The sequence below is a fragment of the Vibrio sp. E150_018 genome, assembly GCF_053544035.1.
On record NZ_JBHGNY010000004.1, the window covers coordinates 23224 to 42946 of the forward strand.

Below are 19723 nucleotides of genomic sequence, written 5' to 3' on the forward strand. Positions count from 1 at the left end.
CTTGGCTATATAACCACTTGTCTTTTAGTCTTGAAAATGGGCTTGATTGGCACCATATGACAAGTAGACCAAATTTATCTCAGTATTCTTAGAATTAAACTGTGAGAAGCTGAAAGCAGAGATCCGAAAGATCAGGAAGAGAGATTCGTAAATAATGTTAACTAAGTTACTGACTAGTGTCATCGGCAGCCGTAATGATAGAACGTTACGCCAGCTGAGAAAGATCGTAAATCAAATTAATAGCTTTGAACCAGAATATGAAGCATTAACTGATGAACAACTTCAACATAAGACCATTGAGTTTCGTGAACGTTACACCAATGGTGAATCATTAGATAAACTGTTACCTGAAGCTTTTGCAACGGTACGTGAAGCGTCAAAGCGTATTTATGGCATGCGTCATTTCGACGTTCAGCTTATCGGTGGTATGGTTCTTAACGCAGGTAAAATTGCAGAGATGCGTACCGGTGAAGGTAAAACGTTAACCGCGACTTTATCAGCTTATCTTAATGGGATTTCAGGCAAAGGCGTTCATGTTATTACTGTGAATGACTACTTAGCCAAACGTGATGCTGAGACTAACCGCGAGTTATTTGAATTCTTAGGTATGACGGTTGGTATTAATGTACCAAACATGATCCCATCTGAGAAAAAAGCCGCTTATCAATGTGATATTTTGTACGGAACGAACAACGAGTTCGGTTTCGATTACTTACGCGATAACATGGCGTTTCGTCCAGAAGACCGCGTACAACGCGAACGTTTTTTTGCGGTAATCGATGAAGTCGACTCCATCCTAATCGATGAAGCGCGTACTCCGCTGATTATTTCTGGTCCTGCAGAAGACAGCTCTGAATTATACACCCGCATTAATACTTTAATTCCATATCTAGAGCGTCAAGACGAAGAAGATACGGAAGAGTATCGCGGTGATAAGCACTACACCATTGATGAAAAAGCCAAGCAAGTACACATGACTGAAACTGGTCAAGAGTACGTTGAAGAGCTACTGATCAAAAATGGCTTAATGGAAGAAGGGGAGACGCTTTACTCTCCAGCTAATATCAGCTTGTTACATCACGTCAATGCGGCACTTCGTGCTCATGTGTTGTTTGAAAGAGACGTTGATTACATTGTAAAAGATGATGAAATTATCATTGTAGATGAACATACCGGCCGTACTATGCCGGGGCGTCGTTGGTCTGAAGGTCTTCATCAAGCGGTAGAAGCAAAAGAAGGCGTTAAGATTCAAAATGAAAACCAAACCTTAGCGTCGATTACCTTCCAGAACTACTTCCGTTTATATGAGAAGCTTTCTGGTATGACAGGTACTGCGGATACTGAAGCGTTCGAATTCCAATCCATTTACGGTCTTGATACGGTGGTTATTCCAACTAATCGTCCAATGATTCGTAATGATATGCCAGATGTTGTGTATCGCACCGAAAAAGAAAAATTTGATGCAATCATTGAAGACATCAAAGAGCGTGTTGCCAATGGTCAGCCGATCTTAGTTGGTACGGTTTCGATTGAAAAATCTGAACTACTTTCTAATGCGTTAAAAGCGGCAAAAATTAAGCATAACGTGTTGAATGCTAAGTTCCACGAACAAGAAGCTGAAATCGTTGCTCAAGCCGGTACACCTGGCGCGGTGACTATTGCAACCAATATGGCGGGTCGTGGTACCGATATCAAGTTAGGCGGTAGCTGGGAAAACCAAGTTGAGAAACTAGAAGAATCTCAAGGTACTCCAGCAACGGAAGAACAAATCGAGCAAGTGAAAGCCGAGTGGCGAAAAGTACATGATGCGGTTCTAGAGTCTGGTGGTTTACACATCATAGGTACAGAGCGTCATGAATCACGCCGTATTGATAACCAATTACGTGGTCGTTCTGGTCGCCAAGGTGACGCTGGTTCTTCACGTTTCTATCTATCAATGGAAGATTCACTACTACGTATCTTTACTTCTGAGCGTATGGCTGGCTTGATTCAGAGCGGAATGGAAGAAGGTGAAGCGATTGAAAGTCGTATGCTATCTCGCTCAATTGAAAAAGCGCAGCGTAAAGTAGAAGGTCGTAACTTTGATGTACGTAAGCAATTGCTTGATTACGATGATGTGGCCAATGATCAACGTAAAGTGGTGTATGAGCTTCGTGATGAGCTAATGGCATCAGAAGATATCAGTGAAATGCTTGAGCAGAACCGTACGGACGTTTTAAGTTCAGTATTTGAGCAGTACATTCCGCCGCAATCACTTGATGAAATGTGGGATGTAAAAGGCTTAGAAGAGCGTTTACACGCTGACTTCGATTTACCACTACCGATTCAAACTTGGTTAGATGAAGACGATAAGTTATATGAAGAAGTCTTGCTTGAGCGTGTGATCAGCGAAGCGAATACTATCTATAAGCAAAAAGAAGAAGCGGTTGGTGCGGAAGTACTACGTAATTTTGAACGTCAAGTAATGCTACAAACACTTGATAACTTATGGAAAGAACACTTAGCGGCGATGGATCATCTGCGTCAAGGTATCCATTTACGTGGTTATGCACAAAAAGATCCAAAGCAAGAGTTTAAGCGTGAATCGTTTGAGTTATTTGGTGAGTTATTAGATAGCTTGAAGTTTGATGTGATTTCTACCTTAAGCCGTGTTCGCGTACAACAACGTGAAGAAGTTGACCGTATGGAAGAGCAACGTCGCATTCAAGCAGAAGAGGCAGCACGTAATCAGCAGTTCCAACATGAATCAACTGAAGGCATAGAAGAAGAGGCCACCGACGCTGATTCTCCAAACCAACCAAGTGTTCGAGAAGAACGTAAAGTTGGTCGTAATGAGCCTTGTCCATGTGGTTCGGGTAAAAAGTACAAACAATGTTGTGGTAAGATCTAACCATTATATTGAGTAATGCAACAAGGCCGCAGCGATTGCGGCCTTTTTATTGCTCACTTTTTAAACTTATTTGGAGAATAGCAATGAAACGAGTTCACATTGTGGCCGCGATTATTTTAAATGCACAGCAAGACCAAATATTTATTACTAAGCGCCCTGAGAACCTGCATAAAGGTGGATATTGGGAATTTCCCGGGGGTAAGGTCGAGCTTGGGGAGTCAGCTGAGCAAGGCTTGATTCGCGAGCTACAAGAAGAAATTGATATTACCGCCACTGAGATGTCATTGTTTGAACATTTCGATTTTGATTACCCTGAAAAAAGCCTAACCTTTGATTTCTTTAGCGTGACGGATTTTGCAGGCCAGCCGTATGGTAAAGAAGGGCAGGAAGGCAAATGGGTCGCGATCAGTGATTTGAATGGATACAGCTTTCCAGAAGCTAATGAACCAGTGTTGGAAAAGGTTATTAAACGTTTTGGTTAATGATTCGAGCTTGTTCGAGTCTCGTTGCTCGGGAAAGAGCGAAAAGCGTGATCGTTTCTCGTAATCCGGCCGTTTCACCTCTCGTGGCTCGGAAAAGAAAGCGAGTACCTAGTTTCAAGAGAGTACATTAACAAAAAACGTCATCCTGAAAAGCGACGTAGGAGCGCAGTTCAGGATCTCCTACCACAGTTTGAGTCTCAACATACTGTAGCAGATTCCGTATCTTCTTCGCTTAGGCTCATGTACGGAATGACATTATTTATACATCGAGCAACGAAAAAGAGATCGCAGTACTCACCGCGATCTCTTCAAACCTAGAAACTAGGGACTAGAAACTTAATTCCTTTTAACCTTCCGACCACCCATCAGAATCCGACATATCAGGCGCGCCCGGAATGGCTTTTTCTTCATCGGCCCATTCACCAAAGTCAATCATTTGGCATTGCTTACTACAAAAAGGGCGGTAAGCACTCACTTCCCCCCAAACAACGTCAGTTTGGCAAGTTGGGCATTTAACTACAGTAATTTTCTTGGGTTGTACTTGTGTCATATTAATGAGTAACCTGAACTGCGAACATGAAATATTAGGCTATATATTCTAACAGACTGCCAACTTAAACTCGACGTCCTGACTATATGCCTTTGCTGTTTCAAAGCTCATGAATTTAACCACAAAACGGTTCTTATGGCCGGATATCATAGGGTAAATCCCCAATTCTGATGGTATTTCCAGGCGTAGAATATTGGCCTCATTGGCATCGCTTTGAAAAAATCCATTATGCGCAATCTGAGATTTAAAATGACCGTTGCCACGTAATAGCTTTAACAGTAATTCTAGTGCGTGATGCAGTGGCGTTAAGGTAGAAAGCCATTTATCGATATCTAGTAAACGTTTATCTAACGGCAGGTTTTGCCAATAGTGTAGTGAGGGTAAATCAAAGCAGCAGTGGCCACCGGGTAAATTAAAACGCTGTCGAATAGCACTTAAAAAGCGGTCCTCTTTTAGCGATTGCCCAAAACGTTCTGCGGCCATCACTTCACGGAAGCAAGAATCGAGTTGCGTTAGAATATTGTCTAATAGTCTTTGATCGACGCCGGGTACATTCGCCCAAGTCTTAACGGTGATTTTTTGTTTTTCGAGCTCTTTGGTGAGCTCAGATTTAACATGGATTTGTTCAAACAGATCCATCAAATTAAACAGTGAGCGAAATAAAATCTGATCATCTAGTGGGGATTCAAACTTAGCAGATTTATGCAACTGAGTCATAAGCGATTCGACTCTAAGATAAATTCGTACTTTTTCGGTTAACGGGTGTTCGAATTTAAGCATAATGCCTTCAGGTAATGGAGATACTTGTACTATTTTTACAGAAAGTGACTGGATAATGCTAGGTACTTTTTGTGTAAAACTGTGATTTGAGATAAAAGTTTTTGCTTTGCTTGCTCAGTGAGCGGAGCATCATTGTTAATGACATCATCGGCTGCTGAGAGACGTTGTTCACGAGATGCTTGAGAGGCCAAGATTGAATGAACTTGCACTTCTGACACACCATCACGTTGGCAAGTGCGAGCAATTTGCGTTTCTGGGGTAACATCCACGACTAGCAAACGGTCGATCATGGTTTGCCAGTTATTTTCCACCAATAGTGGCACTACCAATAAAGCATAGTCTGACGTTACTTCGGTTAGCTGTTGTTTAATACGCCGACGGATCATTGGATGGAGTAAATTATTGAGCCACTCTTTTTCATCGGGATGATTGAAAATACGCTCTCTTAATGCCGCGCGATTAAGTTCTCCATCAAGGGTTAATATCTCTTGACCAAAATGTTCAGCAATCGCTTGTAACCCAGGGCTTTGCGGCTCAACGACTTCTCTTGCCACAATATCAGCATCGACAATATTAATTCCAAATTGATCGTGGAATAGGTTAGCGACAGTGGTTTTACCGCTGCCAATGCCTCCCGTTAAGCCAACTATCATGGTCATGATTTACATTCCTAGTATATTAGTTAGGTACCAAGACGTTAAGTCATTACCCCAGATTAAACAAAACCAACCGGCAATTGCGAGGTAAGGGCCAAATGGAAAAGGTTTCTCTATGCCTTTCTTTTGTAAACGTAATTGGATAATACCAAAAATTAATCCAACGACCGAAGATAACAATATGAGTAAGGGGAGTTGTTGCCAACCTAGCCAAGCACCGAGCGCAGCTAATAATTTGAAATCACCGTAGCCCATACCTTCTTTGCCAGTGAGTAATTTAAATGCCCAGAAAATTGACCATAAACATAGATAACCAGCCATTGCGCCAATTATTGCATCTTGCAGTGAGATGGGACTAATCTCAAATAAAGACAGCGCTAAACCTGCCCACATTAAAGGTAGTGTCAGTGGATCGGGTAATAACATAGTATCAAGATCAATAAAAGTGGCTGACACTAGAGTAAAAGTGAAGAACAGTAACGCCAGGCTATACCAATCGGCAGCAAAATTAACGCCGATCACCACACATAAAATCGCGGTAAGGAGTTCGATGGCTGGATAGCGAAAGCTGATAGGGTTAGCGCATTTGTGGCATTTACCTTTGAGCATTAACCAGCTAATAACTGGGATATTATCGATGGCACGAATTTGCGTGTTACATTTTGGGCAACGTGAACGCGGTACATTGAGGTTAAATGGCTTATTGAGTTCGGCAAGCGCTTGTTTGATCTTTGGATCTTTTTTCAGTTGCGGAAAACACTCTATGCACTCTTGCTTCCACTCTCGTTCCATCATAATGGGTAGGCGATGGATCACCACATTTAAAAAACTGCCAATTAATAAACCAAAGATACCAGCTGCAATTGGAAAGAGAGCAGGGTAATAATCAAAGATCACCATGAGATACGATAATGTCCAATAATCAAATAAATAATATGGGCTCTAGAATACACTAACTAGCTTAAAGATTGGCAGATAAAGTGACACGACTAATCCACCGACGACCACGCCAAGGAAAACAATAATCATGGGCTCAATAATTTTACCTAGGTTATCGACGGTATTATCAACTTCAAATTCATAAATCGCCGCAACCTTGTTAAGCATATCATCGAGGTTACCGGATTCTTCGCCTATCATCACCATTTGCAAAACCATTTCTGGGAAAGCATCGGCATTACGCATCGCAATGTACATCGGCATCCCCGCGGCAGTATCTTTATGCACTTGCTCGATAGCCACTTGATAGTGCAAATTACCTGCGGTTTTCGCGGTGGTCAGTAGGCTTGTTAAAATTGGAATACCAGCGCTAAAGCTGGTGGCTAATGTACGACTAAATTTGGCAATGGCTGCCTTAGAAAATACCCCACCGAGAACGGGCATATTGAGTGCCAAACGACTGGTTTTAAGCTGAAAACTAAAAGAGCGTTTACGTGCTTCTTTTATTGTAAAGATAAAGCCAAATAACGTGAGGATCATGATAAATAAATAGCTCTGAATAAAGTGAGATAAATGGATCACTTGCTGGGTAAACCAAGGCAGTTCCGCCCCAAAACCTTTAAACATGGCTTCAAATTCTGGAATCACCATCGTTAGCATCAAAATTGATACGCTGGTGGCCACCAAAATAACCATCGTAGGGTAGATCATCGCCTTAATAACTTTCGATCTTAATTCTTCACTTTTTTCACGATAGGTCGCGAGGCGATCAAATACATCGGCCAAGTTACCGGTTTGCTCACCTGTGGCCACAAGATCACAATAGAACTCATCAAAGAAAGGACTACTGGCCAACATAGCTTTGGAGATTGGCGTACCGGCTTCTACCTGAGTACAGATCTGTGAGAGCACCGATTTCATTTCGGCTTTTCGTTGGCTATCTGAGATCAATTTAATTGCCTGAACAATCGGAACGCCGGTGCCGAGCATGGTGGCCAATTGTCTGGTGAGTACCGTAATATCTTTACGTTTTACCTTGTGGCTCATTTTGGCAAAGATCGACACACTGCGTCGTTTGAGTTTCTTTATTTGGACGCGTTGTTCCTTAAGTTTGGCGCGCACCTCAACTTCGTTGATCGCCAACATTTGGCCGGATACTTTTTTACCAGAGCTATTTACCCCACGCCATTGAAAGTTTTTTAGTGCGGGCGCTTTAAGAGTCGATGCTTGTGCCATGAGATTCTGTCCTTGTTTGGCATTCCAAATTTGTCGAAAGCTTTATTTATTAAAAGTTTTATTGGTCGAGTTTCTTGGTATAAAGGTTTAGAAGTACAGCACGCGCTGCAATTCGGCAAAACTAGTAACGCCTTGTTTTAAGTTCTCAATGCCCGATTGGCGTAGTGTCGCCATACCTTGTTTTACCGCGATCATTTCAATGTCATTAGCAGAAGATTTCTTGATCACCGCACTCGCTAATTCGGTGGTAAACGGCATTACTTCATAAATCCCCACTCGCCCTGAATAGCCGCCAGTGCATTCCGGACATCCTTGTTTAGAGGCTTTATAAATCACCACATCGTGCGAGATATGAAATTTTTCACGTAGCGCATCAGGAAAATCATCGGGCTTTTTGCAATGGTTGCATAAACGACGCGCCAGACGTTGAGCAATGATTAAACTTAGTGAGGAAGCCAAGTTAAATGCTTCAATTCCCATATTAGATAAACGCACGACGGTTTCAGCGGAAGAGTTAGTGTGTAGCGTCGAGAGAACTAAGTGACCAGTTTGTGCCGCTTTTACCGCAATTTCAGCAGTTTCTAGATCGCGGATCTCACCGACCATCACGATATCGGGATCTTGACGTAAGAAAGCGCGTAAGGCAGCCGCAAAGGTAAAGCCAATCTTAGGTTTGACTTGTACTTGATTGATGCCAGTTAAGTTGATTTCAACTGGATCTTCAGCGGTCGAAATATTTTTATCCGGAGTATTTAAAATCCGTAGGCCGGTATACAAAGAAACGGTTTTACCGCTCCCGGTTGGGCCGGTCATTAAGATCATGCCTTGCGGTTGTTGTAGGGCATCTAGATACAATTGCTTTTGCGCTTCGCTATAACCGAGCTTATCGATATTTAGGTTAGCAGCGCTGCTATCGAGCAAACGCAATACGATCTTTTCCCCCCACAAAGTTGGTAGAGTGGAGACTCGCATATCGATTGCGGTATCAGCATTAAGGCGGATCTTGATTCGTCCATCTTGCGGTAGGCGACGTTCAGCAATATCCAGTTTCGATAAGATCTTGATCCTAGCAGCAAGGCGTCGACCTAAATGCGGCGCAGGGCGGTTGGTTTCTACCAAGATCCCATCACAACGTAGACGAACTCGGTAGAGTTCTTCATAAGGTTCAAAGTGAATATCCGATGCGCCTTTACGTACCGCATCGAGTAAAATTTGGTTGATAAAACGGCTAACTGGCGCTTCATCTTGGCTAAGATCTTCCGTTTCTTGAATTTCATCACTGCCAACTTCAACCAAGTTCGCCAGCTCATCTTGGGTGATATCTTTGCCTTGCGTGGCATCCGAGTTAACCGCTCGACCATACAAACGGCGAATTGCCCCTTCGAGCTCTTTACAATCTGCGAGAATAAATTCGATTTGTTTACCGGTTGCAAAACGAAAATCGTCTTCAACATTGGTATTAGTCGGGTCGGCGACCGCAAGCAATAAACTGTGAGAATCTACCTGTAGTGGCAGCACTTGGTGATTAATGATTAAATCACGCATCCCCAGTTGTTCACATACTTGGGTAAAGCTGTAATGTTCGAGATTGGCTTGAGGTAGGGCAAATAAATGGCAAAGCTCGACTAGAAGTTGATCGCTAGAAATAAAACCGGCGTCCACGCAAGCCACGGGGACGCTTTTATTATCATTAAGAACACTGCTCACCACCATAAGCTCTTGATCGTTAGTCAAAAGCTCCGCTTGGCGTAATATGGAGGCGAGGTTGGTGTTCATGATATTTATGTTTGACTAATTAAATACCTTTGCAGTTTTTAGGTAAAATACCATCAGACTGTTTAATATTTGTAGAGGTACATGTCCATTCACCATCAGTTTTACGATTTAAAGTTAGATTTTGTTTTGCAGTTAAATTACTAGCCTCTGGTACATCTTTAAATGTAAATATAATACTGCCCGTAGCCCCACTTGTTGTTGCATCAGGGGAGAATGCAGCAGCCCCTAATGGTATAGATGATGGAATGCCTAAATCACTCTCTTTTCCAGCAGCAGGAAACTCTCCATAGGAAACTGCATAAGCTTCAACATTTGTTTTTGCTCCGGTAAGTGTAGCTAAAACAGAAGCTACTTCAGACTTAGCAACATATTTTTGGTATTGCGGCATAGCAATCGCCGCCAGCACACCGATAACCGCAACTACGATCATCAATTCAATTAGCGTAAAACCTTTTTGTGGTTTTTTCTTACCTTGTTGTAATTGTTTCATTTTCATCTCCATGAATAATTGAGTGGTATTACCACACCAAGGTTAGAGCGGTTGATAAAAAAGAAAATTATCCTGAGGAGCCTATTCGAGCCAGTTTGAAAACTGAGTCATTGATTACATTAGAAAAACAAATTATTGCGAGGAATATTGAATTATTGGGTGATGTGAGATGATTTTTTGACCATACCCTGACGTAAGGGAAATATGAATTTAGTATGAAATTGGGAAAGGAAGTGGGAGGGAGGTCACGGGATTTTTCGATGCTCGTGACTAGGACGTTTCACTTCTCGTGGCTCGATGAAGATAGTTTTGGGTCCCTAGTTCCTAGTTTCTAGGAAGAGCGGATAGGTATCGCATTGTTTTTATACGCAACAATCATTTCGAATTCACTTTTGCTTTTCCAAGCAACGAGAAGCGGAGCGCCCGAGAAACGAGACACGATACAAATCCAAAAACACCTCAATCGTGAAAGCGATCGAGGTGCTAAATTTTATGATGTCAGGATCGCGTTAGCTAATCACCCTCATCGACAAATCCATCGCCCTTACATGCTTAGTCAGTGCGCCGACTGAAATGTAATCCACACCAGTTTTGGCATATTCATTTAAGGTTTTAAGGGTTATATTACCAGAGTTTTCTAAGGCGGCTTGGCCGGTGGTTAAACCGTTTTCTTTACCGATTTGTTGGTTGATTTCCACTGCGGTAACCATCATTTCTTTAGTGAAGTTATCTAACATGATAATGTCCGCGCCAGCGCGAATGGCACGCTCTAATTCTTCTAAAGATTCGGTTTCCACTTCAACGGGTTTTCCTGGGTTTAACTGTTTAGCGGTTGCGATGGCTTTTTCGATACCGCCACATGCGATGATATGGTTTTCTTTAATTAGGTAGGCATCAAACACGCCGATACGGTGATTAAAGCCACCACCACAAGTTACCGCATATTTTAATGCACTACGAAGACCGGGAATGGTTTTACGAGTATCCAATAGGCGACATTCTGTTCCTGCCAACTCTTTAACGTATTCTGCCGTTAAGCTCGCACAGCCAGACAGGGTTTGAATGAAGTTCATCGCATTACGCTCGCCCGTTAGTAGCGCGCGAGATGGGCCGGTTAGTGTGCAAAGGGTTTGGTTGGGTTCTACCGTATCACCATCTGTCACATGCCAGTCGATTTGCACTTGGCCACCAAGTTGTTCGAATACTTCATCCGCCCACGCTTTGCCACAAAATACCCCGTGTTCACGAGTGATAATGGTTGCTGTATTGGTCGCTTCAGCCGGAATTAAACTAGCGGTAATATCCGCATTAGGATCGAGCGTGCCACCCAAGTCTTCTTTTAAAGCATCACTGACCATACGAGTGATTTCAGTTGGTAATTGTTGCTTTAGATATTCAAGGCGAGATTGAGAATCGTGAGTGGTTTTCATGAGGCAAGATCCGTTGAGGTTGTTAGAGGGGGTATGATACTGCAAGGGGAAACGATTTTCGAGCGCTTCGCTCTAGGACGTTCCACTTCTCGTTTCTCGAATTGTTTAATGAGATCTTACTTATAGGTAGAACCCGCTTTTATCTTTACCTAGCCACGAGACGCGTAGCGCCCGAGTTACGAGCTCCCTCGCTTGACTTAAACCTTGATTACTACAGAATAACGCCATCGAATAAATAAGGTTGCCGACTATGCACATCACTCCCGACTCTTGGCTGTCTGATACCAAACATGTGCCATCACCATTTTGTGACGCTCGCCCTGATCACACACCGATTTCTTTACTGGTGGTGCATAATATTAGCTTGCCGCCGGGGCAGTATGGCGGGCCTTATGTGGAGCAATTCTTTACTGGGAAGTTAGATCCTAATGAGCATCCGTTTTTTAACGTGATCCATAAAATGGGGGTGTCGGCGCATTGCTTTATTCGTCGTGATGGTGAAATCATTCAGTTTGTACCATTTAATGCTAGGGCTTGGCATGCGGGGAAATCGAGCTTTTCTGGAGTAGAGCGTTGTAATGATTATTCGATTGGCATTGAACTAGAAGGAACTGATTTAGATAGCTACAGCCAAGCGCAGTATCAATCTTTAGCAGCAATTACCAAGTTAATTATGCAGCAATATCCTGAGATTACCTTACCGAGAATAACGGGCCACCAATATATTGCTCCGTTAAGAAAGTCCGACCCGGGGCTAGGATTTGATTGGCGTTACTTTCGTCGCCTATTAAGGTATTGATTTCACTATTATTTATTAATAACTCATTACGCTTAGCGATTTTCCTACTTTTGATTATTTTCATATTTCTAATAAAATTATCAGCACGACAAAGTCTCTTTGATTTTGGGGGCTTGAGTGCTGGTGTTGTCATTTTCTAGTAATAAAATTTCGCTACAAACACATTCAACAATATTGATTTTCTTTTACCTCTAATGAGGTATTTTAATGGCGATCAACGTCACGCTTTTAACAAATTATTCCCATCTTACTTAATGAAATGACAATTTGAATGTCGACTATTTAAATGGTCTTACCAATCTTATTAGTGTTTTAGTGTGATTATGTTATGTGGTGGTTAACGCAGCTTGTATATTTGATGTGGGTCAATTTTGTCTGGACACTTGTGTTTGCATTCGGTAAAATTTTTGTTGCACATGGTAATTGGTCTTACCAATTTACAATAACGAGTGAGAAATGAATTAATCATGGCTTATCAAAGGATCCGTCAGCCAAAGCTTTCCGATGTCATTGAACAGGAAATCGAACGGCTGATTTTAGAAGGCACACTTTCTCCCGGGCAACAACTGCCTCCAGAGAGAGAACTAGCAAAACAATTTGATGTGTCTCGCCCCTCGATTCGTGAAGCGATTCAGCGTTTAGAAGCAAAACGTTTATTAACTCGTAAACAAGGTGGCGGTACGTTCGTCACTGATACTTTATGGACTTCTTTTTCCGATCCTTTGCTAGAGTTATTGTCGACGCATTCAGAAACACAACTCGATTTACTTGAATCTCGTCATGCAATGGAAGGTATTTCGGCTTATTTCGCTGCCTTACGTGGTACTGAAGAAGATTTTGAGCGCATATCTCAATGCCAAAAAGAAGTTGAAAAAGCGATTGAAAATAAAGATGTGGTGCAGGAATCAAGCGCAGTAATGGCAGTGTTAATTGCGATTTCTGAAGCGGCTCACAATGTTGTTTTATTGCATATTGTGCGTAGCCTAGCCCCTTTATTGCAGCAAAACGTATTACAGAATTTAGAATTACTTCATCGTCGTGATGAGGTGGTAGAAAAGGTGAGTCATCACCGTGCCAATATTGTGCAAGCGATTTTAGAACGTGAACCAGAAAAAGCACGTAAAGCCTCGCATGCCCATTTGGCTTATATCGAAGAGACCTTGTTGGATTTGACTCGAGAAGAGAGTCGCCGTGAGCGTTCACTGCGCCGAATTCAACAAGCTAACGAATCATAAGATTGGCTAAAAGCTAGTTAATCTGTCAAACCAACAAAAGGATAGATCGCCATGTCTGAAGTCATTAATAATGACGTTGATGCACTGGAAACTCAAGATTGGTTACAAGCCCTTGAATCAGTGGTACGTGAAGAAGGTGTCGAGCGCGCTCAATATCTATTAGAGCAAGTGTTAGATAAAGCCCGTTTAGACGGTGTAGATATGCCAACAGGCATCAACACTAACTATGTAAACACCATTCCGGCAGCACAAGAGCCGGCATATCCTGGTGATACTACGTTAGAGCGTCGCATCCGTGCGATCATCCGTTGGAATGCGGTAATGATCGTATTGCGCGCATCAAAGAAAGACTTAGAGTTAGGTGGTCACATGGCTTCTTACCAGTCTTCTGCTGCGTTCTACGAAGTATGTTTTAACCACTTCTTCCGTGCGCCAAATGAAAAAGATGGCGGCGATTTAGTTTACTATCAAGGTCACATTTCTCCAGGGATCTACGCACGTGCTTTCCTAGAAGGTCGTTTAACTGAAGAGCAACTTGATAACTTCCGTCAAGAAGTGGATGGTAAAGGTATCCCTTCATATCCTCACCCTAAACTAATGCCTGAATTCTGGCAGTTCCCAACGGTATCTATGGGGTTAGGCCCAATCGCCTCTATCTACCAAGCGCGCTTCTTGAAGTACCTTGAAGGTCGTGGTCTGAAAGATACTTCAGAGCAACGTGTTTATGCATTCTTAGGTGATGGTGAGATGGATGAGCCAGAATCACGCGGTGCGATTTCTTTCGCTGCTCGTGAAAAGCTGGACAATCTATGCTTCTTAATCAACTGTAATTTACAACGCCTAGATGGCCCGGTTATGGGTAATGGCAGCATCATTCAAGAACTTGAAGGTCTATTTAAAGGCGCAGGTTGGAATGTAGTTAAAGTGATCTGGGGTAACAATTGGGATTCACTACTGGCTAAAGATACTTCAGGTAAATTGCTGCAACTGATGAACGAAACCATCGATGGTGATTACCAAACATTCAAATCGAAAGATGGTGCTTACGTACGTGAACACTTCTTCGGTAAATACCCTGAAACTGCAGCACTTGTTGCCGATATGACGGATGACGAAATCTTCGCGCTTAAGCGTGGTGGTCACGAGTCTTCTAAGCTATATGCCGCTTACAAAAACGCGCAAGACACTAAAGGCCGTCCAACGGTTATCCTAGCTAAAACGGTTAAAGGTTACGGCATGGGTGATGCGGCTGAAGGTAAAAACATTGCACACCAAGTGAAGAAAATGGACATGACACATGTTCTTCACCTACGTGATCGTTTAGGTCTACAAGAACTTCTATCTGATGAGAAAGTGAAAGAGCTTCCTTACCTAACGCTAGAAGAAGGTTCGAAAGAGTACGAATACCTACACGCTCGCCGTAAAGCTCTACACGGTTACACTCCTCAGCGTCTACCGAACTTTACAGAAGAGTTGAAAATTCCAGAGTTGGGTGAATTTGACGCATTGCTTACTGAGCAAAAACGTGACATTTCAACCACAATGGCGTTTGTTCGTTCATTAAATATCTTGTTGAAAGACAAAGGTATTGGCAAAAACGTTGTACCAATTATTGCTGATGAAGCTCGTACTTTCGGTATGGAAGGTTTGTTCCGTCAAATCGGTATCTACAACCCGAATGGCCAAACTTATACTCCAGAAGACCGTGGCGTCGTGTCTTACTACAAAGAAGCGACTTCAGGTCAAGTTCTACAAGAAGGTATCAATGAGCTAGGTGCTATGTCTTCATGGGTTGCTGCGGCAACATCATACAGCACTAACAATTTGCCAATGATTCCATTCTACATCTACTACTCAATGTTCGGCTTCCAACGTGTGGGCGACATGGCGTGGATGGCAGGCGACCAACAAGCTCGTGGCTTCCTACTAGGTGCTACAGCAGGTCGTACAACGCTTAACGGTGAAGGTCTACAGCACGAAGATGGCCATTCGCACATTATGGCGAACACGGTTCCTAACTGTATTTCTTACGATCCTACTTTCGCTTATGAAGTGGCAGTTATCATGCAAGACGGTATTCGTCGCATGTACGGTGAGCAAGAGAACGTTTACTACTACCTAACCGTAATGAACGAGAACTACCACATGCCAGCAATGCCAGAAGGCGCTGAAGAAGGCATCCGTCGTGGTATCTACAAGCTAGAAACTTACGCTGGTAGCAAGTCGAAAGTTCAGTTAATGAGCTCAGGTACCATCATGAATGAAGTTCGTAAAGCAGCGCAGATCCTAAGCGATGACTACGGCGTAGCGTCTGATGTTTACTCAGTAACGTCTTTCAACGAACTGACTCGTGATGGTCAAGAAGTTGAGCGTTACAACATGCTTCACCCAGAAGCGGAGCAAAAAGTACCTTATATCTCAACAGTACTAGGTTCAGAACCTGCTATTGCTGCGACGGATTACATGAAGAACTACGCAGACCAAGTACGTGCATTCGTACCTGCTGAGTCTTACAAAGTATTGGGTACGGATGGCTTCGGTCGTTCTGATAGCCGTGAAAACCTACGTCGTCACTTCGAAGTGAACGCGCATTATGTTGTGGTTGCTGCTCTAACTGAGCTAGTTAAGCGTGGTGATATTGAAAAATCAGTGGTTGCTGAAGCCATTGCTAAATTCAACATCGATGCAGACAAAATCAACCCACTGCACGCTTAATTCACGAAACGCATAAGAATGAAGGTGCGTAGCATGACAAAATACATGCTGCGCACTTCAATCAAATAAAGGAAAGAATAATGACAATCGAAATTAATGTACCTGACATTGGTGCCGATGAGGTTGAAGTTACTGAGATTCTAGTAAACGTTGGTGACAAGGTTGAAGAAGAGCAGTCTCTTATTACTGTTGAAGGTGATAAAGCTTCAATGGAAGTCCCAGCACCACAAGCTGGTGTAGTCAAAGAAATTAAAATCAATGTAGGTGATTCAGTTTCAACTGGTTCATTTATTATGGTCTTTGAAGCCGAAGGTGCAGCAGCGGCTCCAGCAGCAGAAGCACCAAAAGCAGAAGCGGCTCCAGCGGCAGCACCTGCAACTTCTGAATTAAAAGAAGTACACGTTCCTGATATCGGCGGTGATGAAGTTGAAGTAACTGAGATCATGGTTGCTATCGGTGACAGCATTGAAGAAGAGCAATCTCTACTGACGGTTGAAGGCGACAAAGCTTCAATGGAAGTTCCGGCTCCTTTTGCGGGTGTTCTTAAAGAACTTAAAGTCAACACTGGCGATAAAGTGACAACTGGCTCACTTATTATGGTATTTGAGGTGGCTGGCACTGGTGCTCCAGCGGCACCGGCAGCAGAAGCCGCTCCACAAGAAACAGCAGCACCTGCGGCATCAGCAGCGAAAGAAGTGAACGTTCCTGATATTGGCGGTGATGAAGTTGAAGTGACTGAAGTAATGGTTGCGGTTGGTGATACTGTTGAAGAAGAGCAATCTTTGATCACAGTTGAAGGCGACAAAGCTTCTATGGAAGTTCCAGCACCATTTGCAGGCGTAGTAAAAGAAATCAAAATCAATACTGGTGATAAAGTATCAACGGGTTCATTGATTATGGTCTTTGAAGTCGCTGGCGCAACACCGGCACCACAAACGGCTGCTCCAGCTCAAGCTGCGGCACCTGCATCGGCTTCCACTCCAGCTCCAGCAGCGGCTCAAGCGCCAGCATCAACGGGAGATTTCCAAGAGAACAATGAGTACGCTCATGCTTCTCCTGTCGTTCGTCGTTTAGCGCGTGAGTTTGGTGTAAACCTAGCAAAAGTGAAAGGTACTGGTCGTAAGAGCCGTATCTTGAAAGAAGACGTACAAAACTTCGTAAAAGATGCGTTAAAACGTTTAGAGTCTGGTGCAGCAGCATCGGGCAATGGCGATGGCAGTGCACTTGGTCTTCTACCTTGGCCAAAAGTGGACTTCAGCAAGTTCGGTGAAACTGAAGTACAGAAACTGTCTAAGATTAAGAAAATCTCTGGTGCTAACCTACACCGTAACTGGGTAATGATCCCGCATGTTACACAATGGGATAACGCAGACATCACTGCTCTAGAAGCGTTCCGTAAAGAGCAAAATGCAATTGAAGCTAAGAAAGACACTGGCATGAAGATCACTCCACTTGTGTTCATCATGAAAGCCGTCGCTAAAGCACTAGAAGCATTCCCAGCGTTTAACTCTTCACTTTCTGAAGATGGCGAAAGCATCATTCTTAAGAAATACGTAAACGTTGGTATCGCAGTTGATACGCCAAACGGTCTTGTTGTTCCTGTATTTAAAGACGTGAACAAGAAAGGTATTTACGAGCTATCTGAAGAGCTGGCTGTGATTTCTAAGAAAGCACGTTCAGGTAAGCTGACTGCTTCTGATATGCAAGGTGGTTGTTTCACCATTTCAAGCCTTGGCGGTATTGGTGGTACAGCGTTTACTCCAATTGTTAACGCACCAGAAGTTGGTATCCTTGGGGTATCTAAATCTGAAATGAAGCCAGTATGGAATGGTAAAGAATTTGAACCACGCCTACAGCTTCCACTTTCTCTATCTTACGATCACCGCGTGATCGATGGTGCAGAAGGTGCACGTTTCATTACTTATCTAAATGCTTGTCTATCAGACATCCGCCGTTTGGTACTGTAATGAAATAAAATAGGGTGGCTCAGCGGCCACCTTATTTTTTGAACAAGATTTTACTGTTACGTGAATAAACGGTGTTTATTTTTCACGTAATATGACTCAAGTAAAAAAGAATGTTGTCTAGCTCACAGGCTAACGTGAATCACTTTTCAGACTGTTAACAAGTCGATAAACTGGCTGTAATTCTGAAATAGATAATTCACTCCCGTTTATTCATCGTTGTACAAATGGGAACCGTCAGCTTGTCAGGGATTAAATGACTATAACGAGGTCAAAATGAGCAAAGAAATTAAAGCACAAGTCGTGGTACTTGGTGCAGGTCCTGCTGGTTACTCAGCAGCATTCCGTTGTGCAGATTTAGGTTTAGAAACGGTTCTTGTTGAACGTTACAGCACATTAGGTGGCGTATGTCTAAACGTGGGTTGTATCCCATCAAAAGCATTACTTCACGTTTCTAAAGTAATTGAAGAAGCTAAAGCTATGGCGGAACACGGTGTAGTATTCGGTGAGCCTCAAACTGACATCGATAAAATCCGTGTATGGAAAGATAAAGTAATTACTCAGCTAACTGGTGGCCTTGCTGGTATGGCTAAACAACGTAAAGTAACCGTTGTGAATGGCTTTGGTAAATTCACAGGTCCTAACACGCTAGAAGTGGAAGGCGAAGAAAAAACAACGCTTACTTTTGATAACGCAATCATTGCAGCAGGCTCTCGTCCAATTAAACTGCCGTTTATCCCACATGATGACCCACGTATTTGGGACTCGACTGACGCGCTAGAATTAAAAGAAGTACCTAAGAAGCTTCTTGTCATGGGCGGTGGTATCATCGGTCTAGAAATGGGTACGGTGTACCATTCTCTAGGTTCTCAAATCGATGTAGTTGAAATGTTTGATCAGGTGATTCCAGCAGCGGATAAAGACGTTGTTAAAGTGTTCACTAAGCAAATCAAAGACAAATTCAACCTAATGCTTGAAACTAAAGTAACCGCGGTTGAAGCGAAAGAAGACGGTATCTACGTTTCAATGGAAGGCAAAAAAGCACCAGCAGAAGCTGAGCGTTACGATGCCGTGCTTGTTGCGATTGGCCGTGTTCCAAATGGTAAGTTAATGGACGCAGAAAAAGCTGGTATCGAAGTTGATGAGCGTGGCTTCATCAATGTGGATAAGCAAATGCGTACTAACGTTCCTCATATTCACGCGATCGGTGACATTGTAGGTCAACCAATGCTGGCTCACAAAGGTGTGCATGAAGGTCACGTAGCGGCTGAAGTAATTTCTGGTAAGAAGCATTACTTCGATCCGAAAGTGATTCCATCCATTGCTTACACTGAGCCAGAAGTAGCATGGGTTGGTAAGACTGAAAAAGAAGCAAAAGAAGAAGGTATTAAATACGAAACTGCTACCTTCCCTTGGGCTGCATCAGGCCGCGCCATCGCCTCTGATTGTGCTGAAGGTATGACTAAGCTTATCTTTGATAAAGAAACTCACCGCGTAATCGGTGGTGCAATTGTCGGTACTAACGGTGGTGAATTGCTAGGTGAAATCGGTCTTGCGATCGAGATGGGTTGTGATGCAGAAGATATCGCATTAACGATCCACGCTCACCCAACGCTACACGAATCTGTTGGCCTAGCGGCGGAAGTATTTGAAGGTACGATCACCGACCTTCCAAATGCAAAAGCAGTAAAGCGTAAGAAGTAATATATCCTGGCTCGATATTAAGTCGAGTTGAGATAAAGGAGAGCCGCACAGGTTAGACTGTGCGGCTCTTTTGTTTT

General features: G+C 43.1%; 15 protein-coding genes. 7 read left to right on the forward strand and 8 right to left on the reverse strand.

All coding sequences use genetic code 11. The features are described 5' to 3' along the window. Window positions 1-154 precede the first annotated feature (154 nt). Together secA and mutT are read left to right on the forward strand one after the other, a co-directional pair. Window positions 155-2890 (forward strand): preprotein translocase subunit SecA, encoded by a 2736-nt coding sequence (gene secA / locus ACE3G9_RS06550; protein WP_449218732.1) that lies wholly within the window; start codon window positions 155-157, stop codon window positions 2888-2890. A gap of 83 nt (window positions 2891-2973) precedes the next feature. Next, a complete protein-coding gene (gene mutT, locus ACE3G9_RS06555; protein ID WP_417880259.1) occupies window positions 2974-3372 on the forward strand; it encodes an 8-oxo-dGTP diphosphatase MutT in 399 nt (132 codons plus the stop codon). A 346-nt stretch (window positions 3373-3718) separates the two neighbouring features. Here mutT and yacG read toward each other — a convergent pair whose 3' ends face one another. The 8 genes from yacG to nadC form a co-directional block, all read right to left on the reverse strand. Further along, the gene (yacG, locus tag ACE3G9_RS06560) at window positions 3719-3922 is read right to left on the reverse strand and encodes a DNA gyrase inhibitor YacG (protein ID WP_449218733.1); all 204 of its coding nucleotides are present in this window, start codon (window positions 3920-3922) and stop codon (window positions 3719-3721) included. A 48-nt stretch (window positions 3923-3970) separates the two neighbouring features. Further along, window positions 3971-4702, reverse strand: a complete 732-nt coding sequence (gene zapD / locus ACE3G9_RS06565; protein ID WP_449218734.1) for a cell division protein ZapD — start codon at window positions 4700-4702, stop codon at window positions 3971-3973. Between the two features lie 35 nt (window positions 4703-4737). Next, on the reverse strand, window positions 4738-5361 hold the full coding sequence (gene coaE, locus ACE3G9_RS06570; RefSeq protein ID WP_449218735.1) for a dephospho-CoA kinase: 624 nt from the start codon (window positions 5359-5361) through the stop codon (window positions 4738-4740). Window positions 5362-5364: 3 nt separating this feature from the next. Continuing rightward, on the reverse strand, window positions 5365-6258 hold the full coding sequence (locus ACE3G9_RS06575) for a prepilin peptidase (protein WP_449218736.1): 894 nt from the start codon (window positions 6256-6258) through the stop codon (window positions 5365-5367). Window positions 6259-6300: 42 nt separating this feature from the next. After that, on the reverse strand, window positions 6301-7533 hold the full coding sequence (locus ACE3G9_RS06580; RefSeq protein ID WP_449218737.1) for a type II secretion system F family protein: 1233 nt from the start codon (window positions 7531-7533) through the stop codon (window positions 6301-6303). Between the two features lie 87 nt (window positions 7534-7620). Beyond that, entirely contained in the window at window positions 7621-9309 is a 1689-nt protein-coding gene (gene pilB / locus ACE3G9_RS06585) for a type IV-A pilus assembly ATPase PilB (protein WP_449218738.1), read from the reverse strand. Window positions 9310-9328: 19 nt separating this feature from the next. Next, on the reverse strand, window positions 9329-9799 hold the full coding sequence (locus ACE3G9_RS06590) for a pilin (RefSeq protein WP_449218739.1): 471 nt from the start codon (window positions 9797-9799) through the stop codon (window positions 9329-9331). Between the two features lie 509 nt (window positions 9800-10308). Continuing rightward, window positions 10309-11229 (reverse strand): carboxylating nicotinate-nucleotide diphosphorylase, encoded by a 921-nt coding sequence (gene nadC / locus ACE3G9_RS06595; protein WP_449218740.1) that lies wholly within the window; start codon window positions 11227-11229, stop codon window positions 10309-10311. A 250-nt stretch (window positions 11230-11479) separates the two neighbouring features. On the opposite strand from nadC, the gene ampD reads away from it, so the two are divergent. The 5 genes from ampD (at window position 11480) to lpdA (ending at window position 19646) form a co-directional block, all read left to right on the forward strand. Further along, complete coding sequence (ampD, locus tag ACE3G9_RS06600) at window positions 11480-12028, forward strand: 1,6-anhydro-N-acetylmuramyl-L-alanine amidase AmpD (protein ID WP_417880249.1); 549 nt, start codon at window positions 11480-11482, stop codon at window positions 12026-12028. Between the two features lie 467 nt (window positions 12029-12495). Further along, window positions 12496-13263 carry a pyruvate dehydrogenase complex transcriptional repressor PdhR gene (gene pdhR / locus ACE3G9_RS06605; RefSeq protein WP_417880248.1) on the forward strand — a complete coding sequence of 256 codons (768 nt, stop codon included), beginning with the start codon at window positions 12496-12498 and terminating at the stop codon, window positions 13261-13263. Between the two features lie 51 nt (window positions 13264-13314). Continuing rightward, entirely contained in the window at window positions 13315-15978 is a 2664-nt protein-coding gene (aceE, locus tag ACE3G9_RS06610; protein ID WP_449218741.1) for a pyruvate dehydrogenase (acetyl-transferring), homodimeric type, read from the forward strand. A gap of 80 nt (window positions 15979-16058) precedes the next feature. Further along, on the forward strand, window positions 16059-17945 hold the full coding sequence (aceF, locus tag ACE3G9_RS06615) for a pyruvate dehydrogenase complex dihydrolipoyllysine-residue acetyltransferase (protein ID WP_449218742.1): 1887 nt from the start codon (window positions 16059-16061) through the stop codon (window positions 17943-17945). A gap of 273 nt (window positions 17946-18218) precedes the next feature. Further along, a complete protein-coding gene (gene lpdA, locus ACE3G9_RS06620) occupies window positions 18219-19646 on the forward strand; it encodes a dihydrolipoyl dehydrogenase (protein ID WP_237296008.1) in 1428 nt (475 codons plus the stop codon). Window positions 19647-19723: the final 77 nt, after the last annotated feature.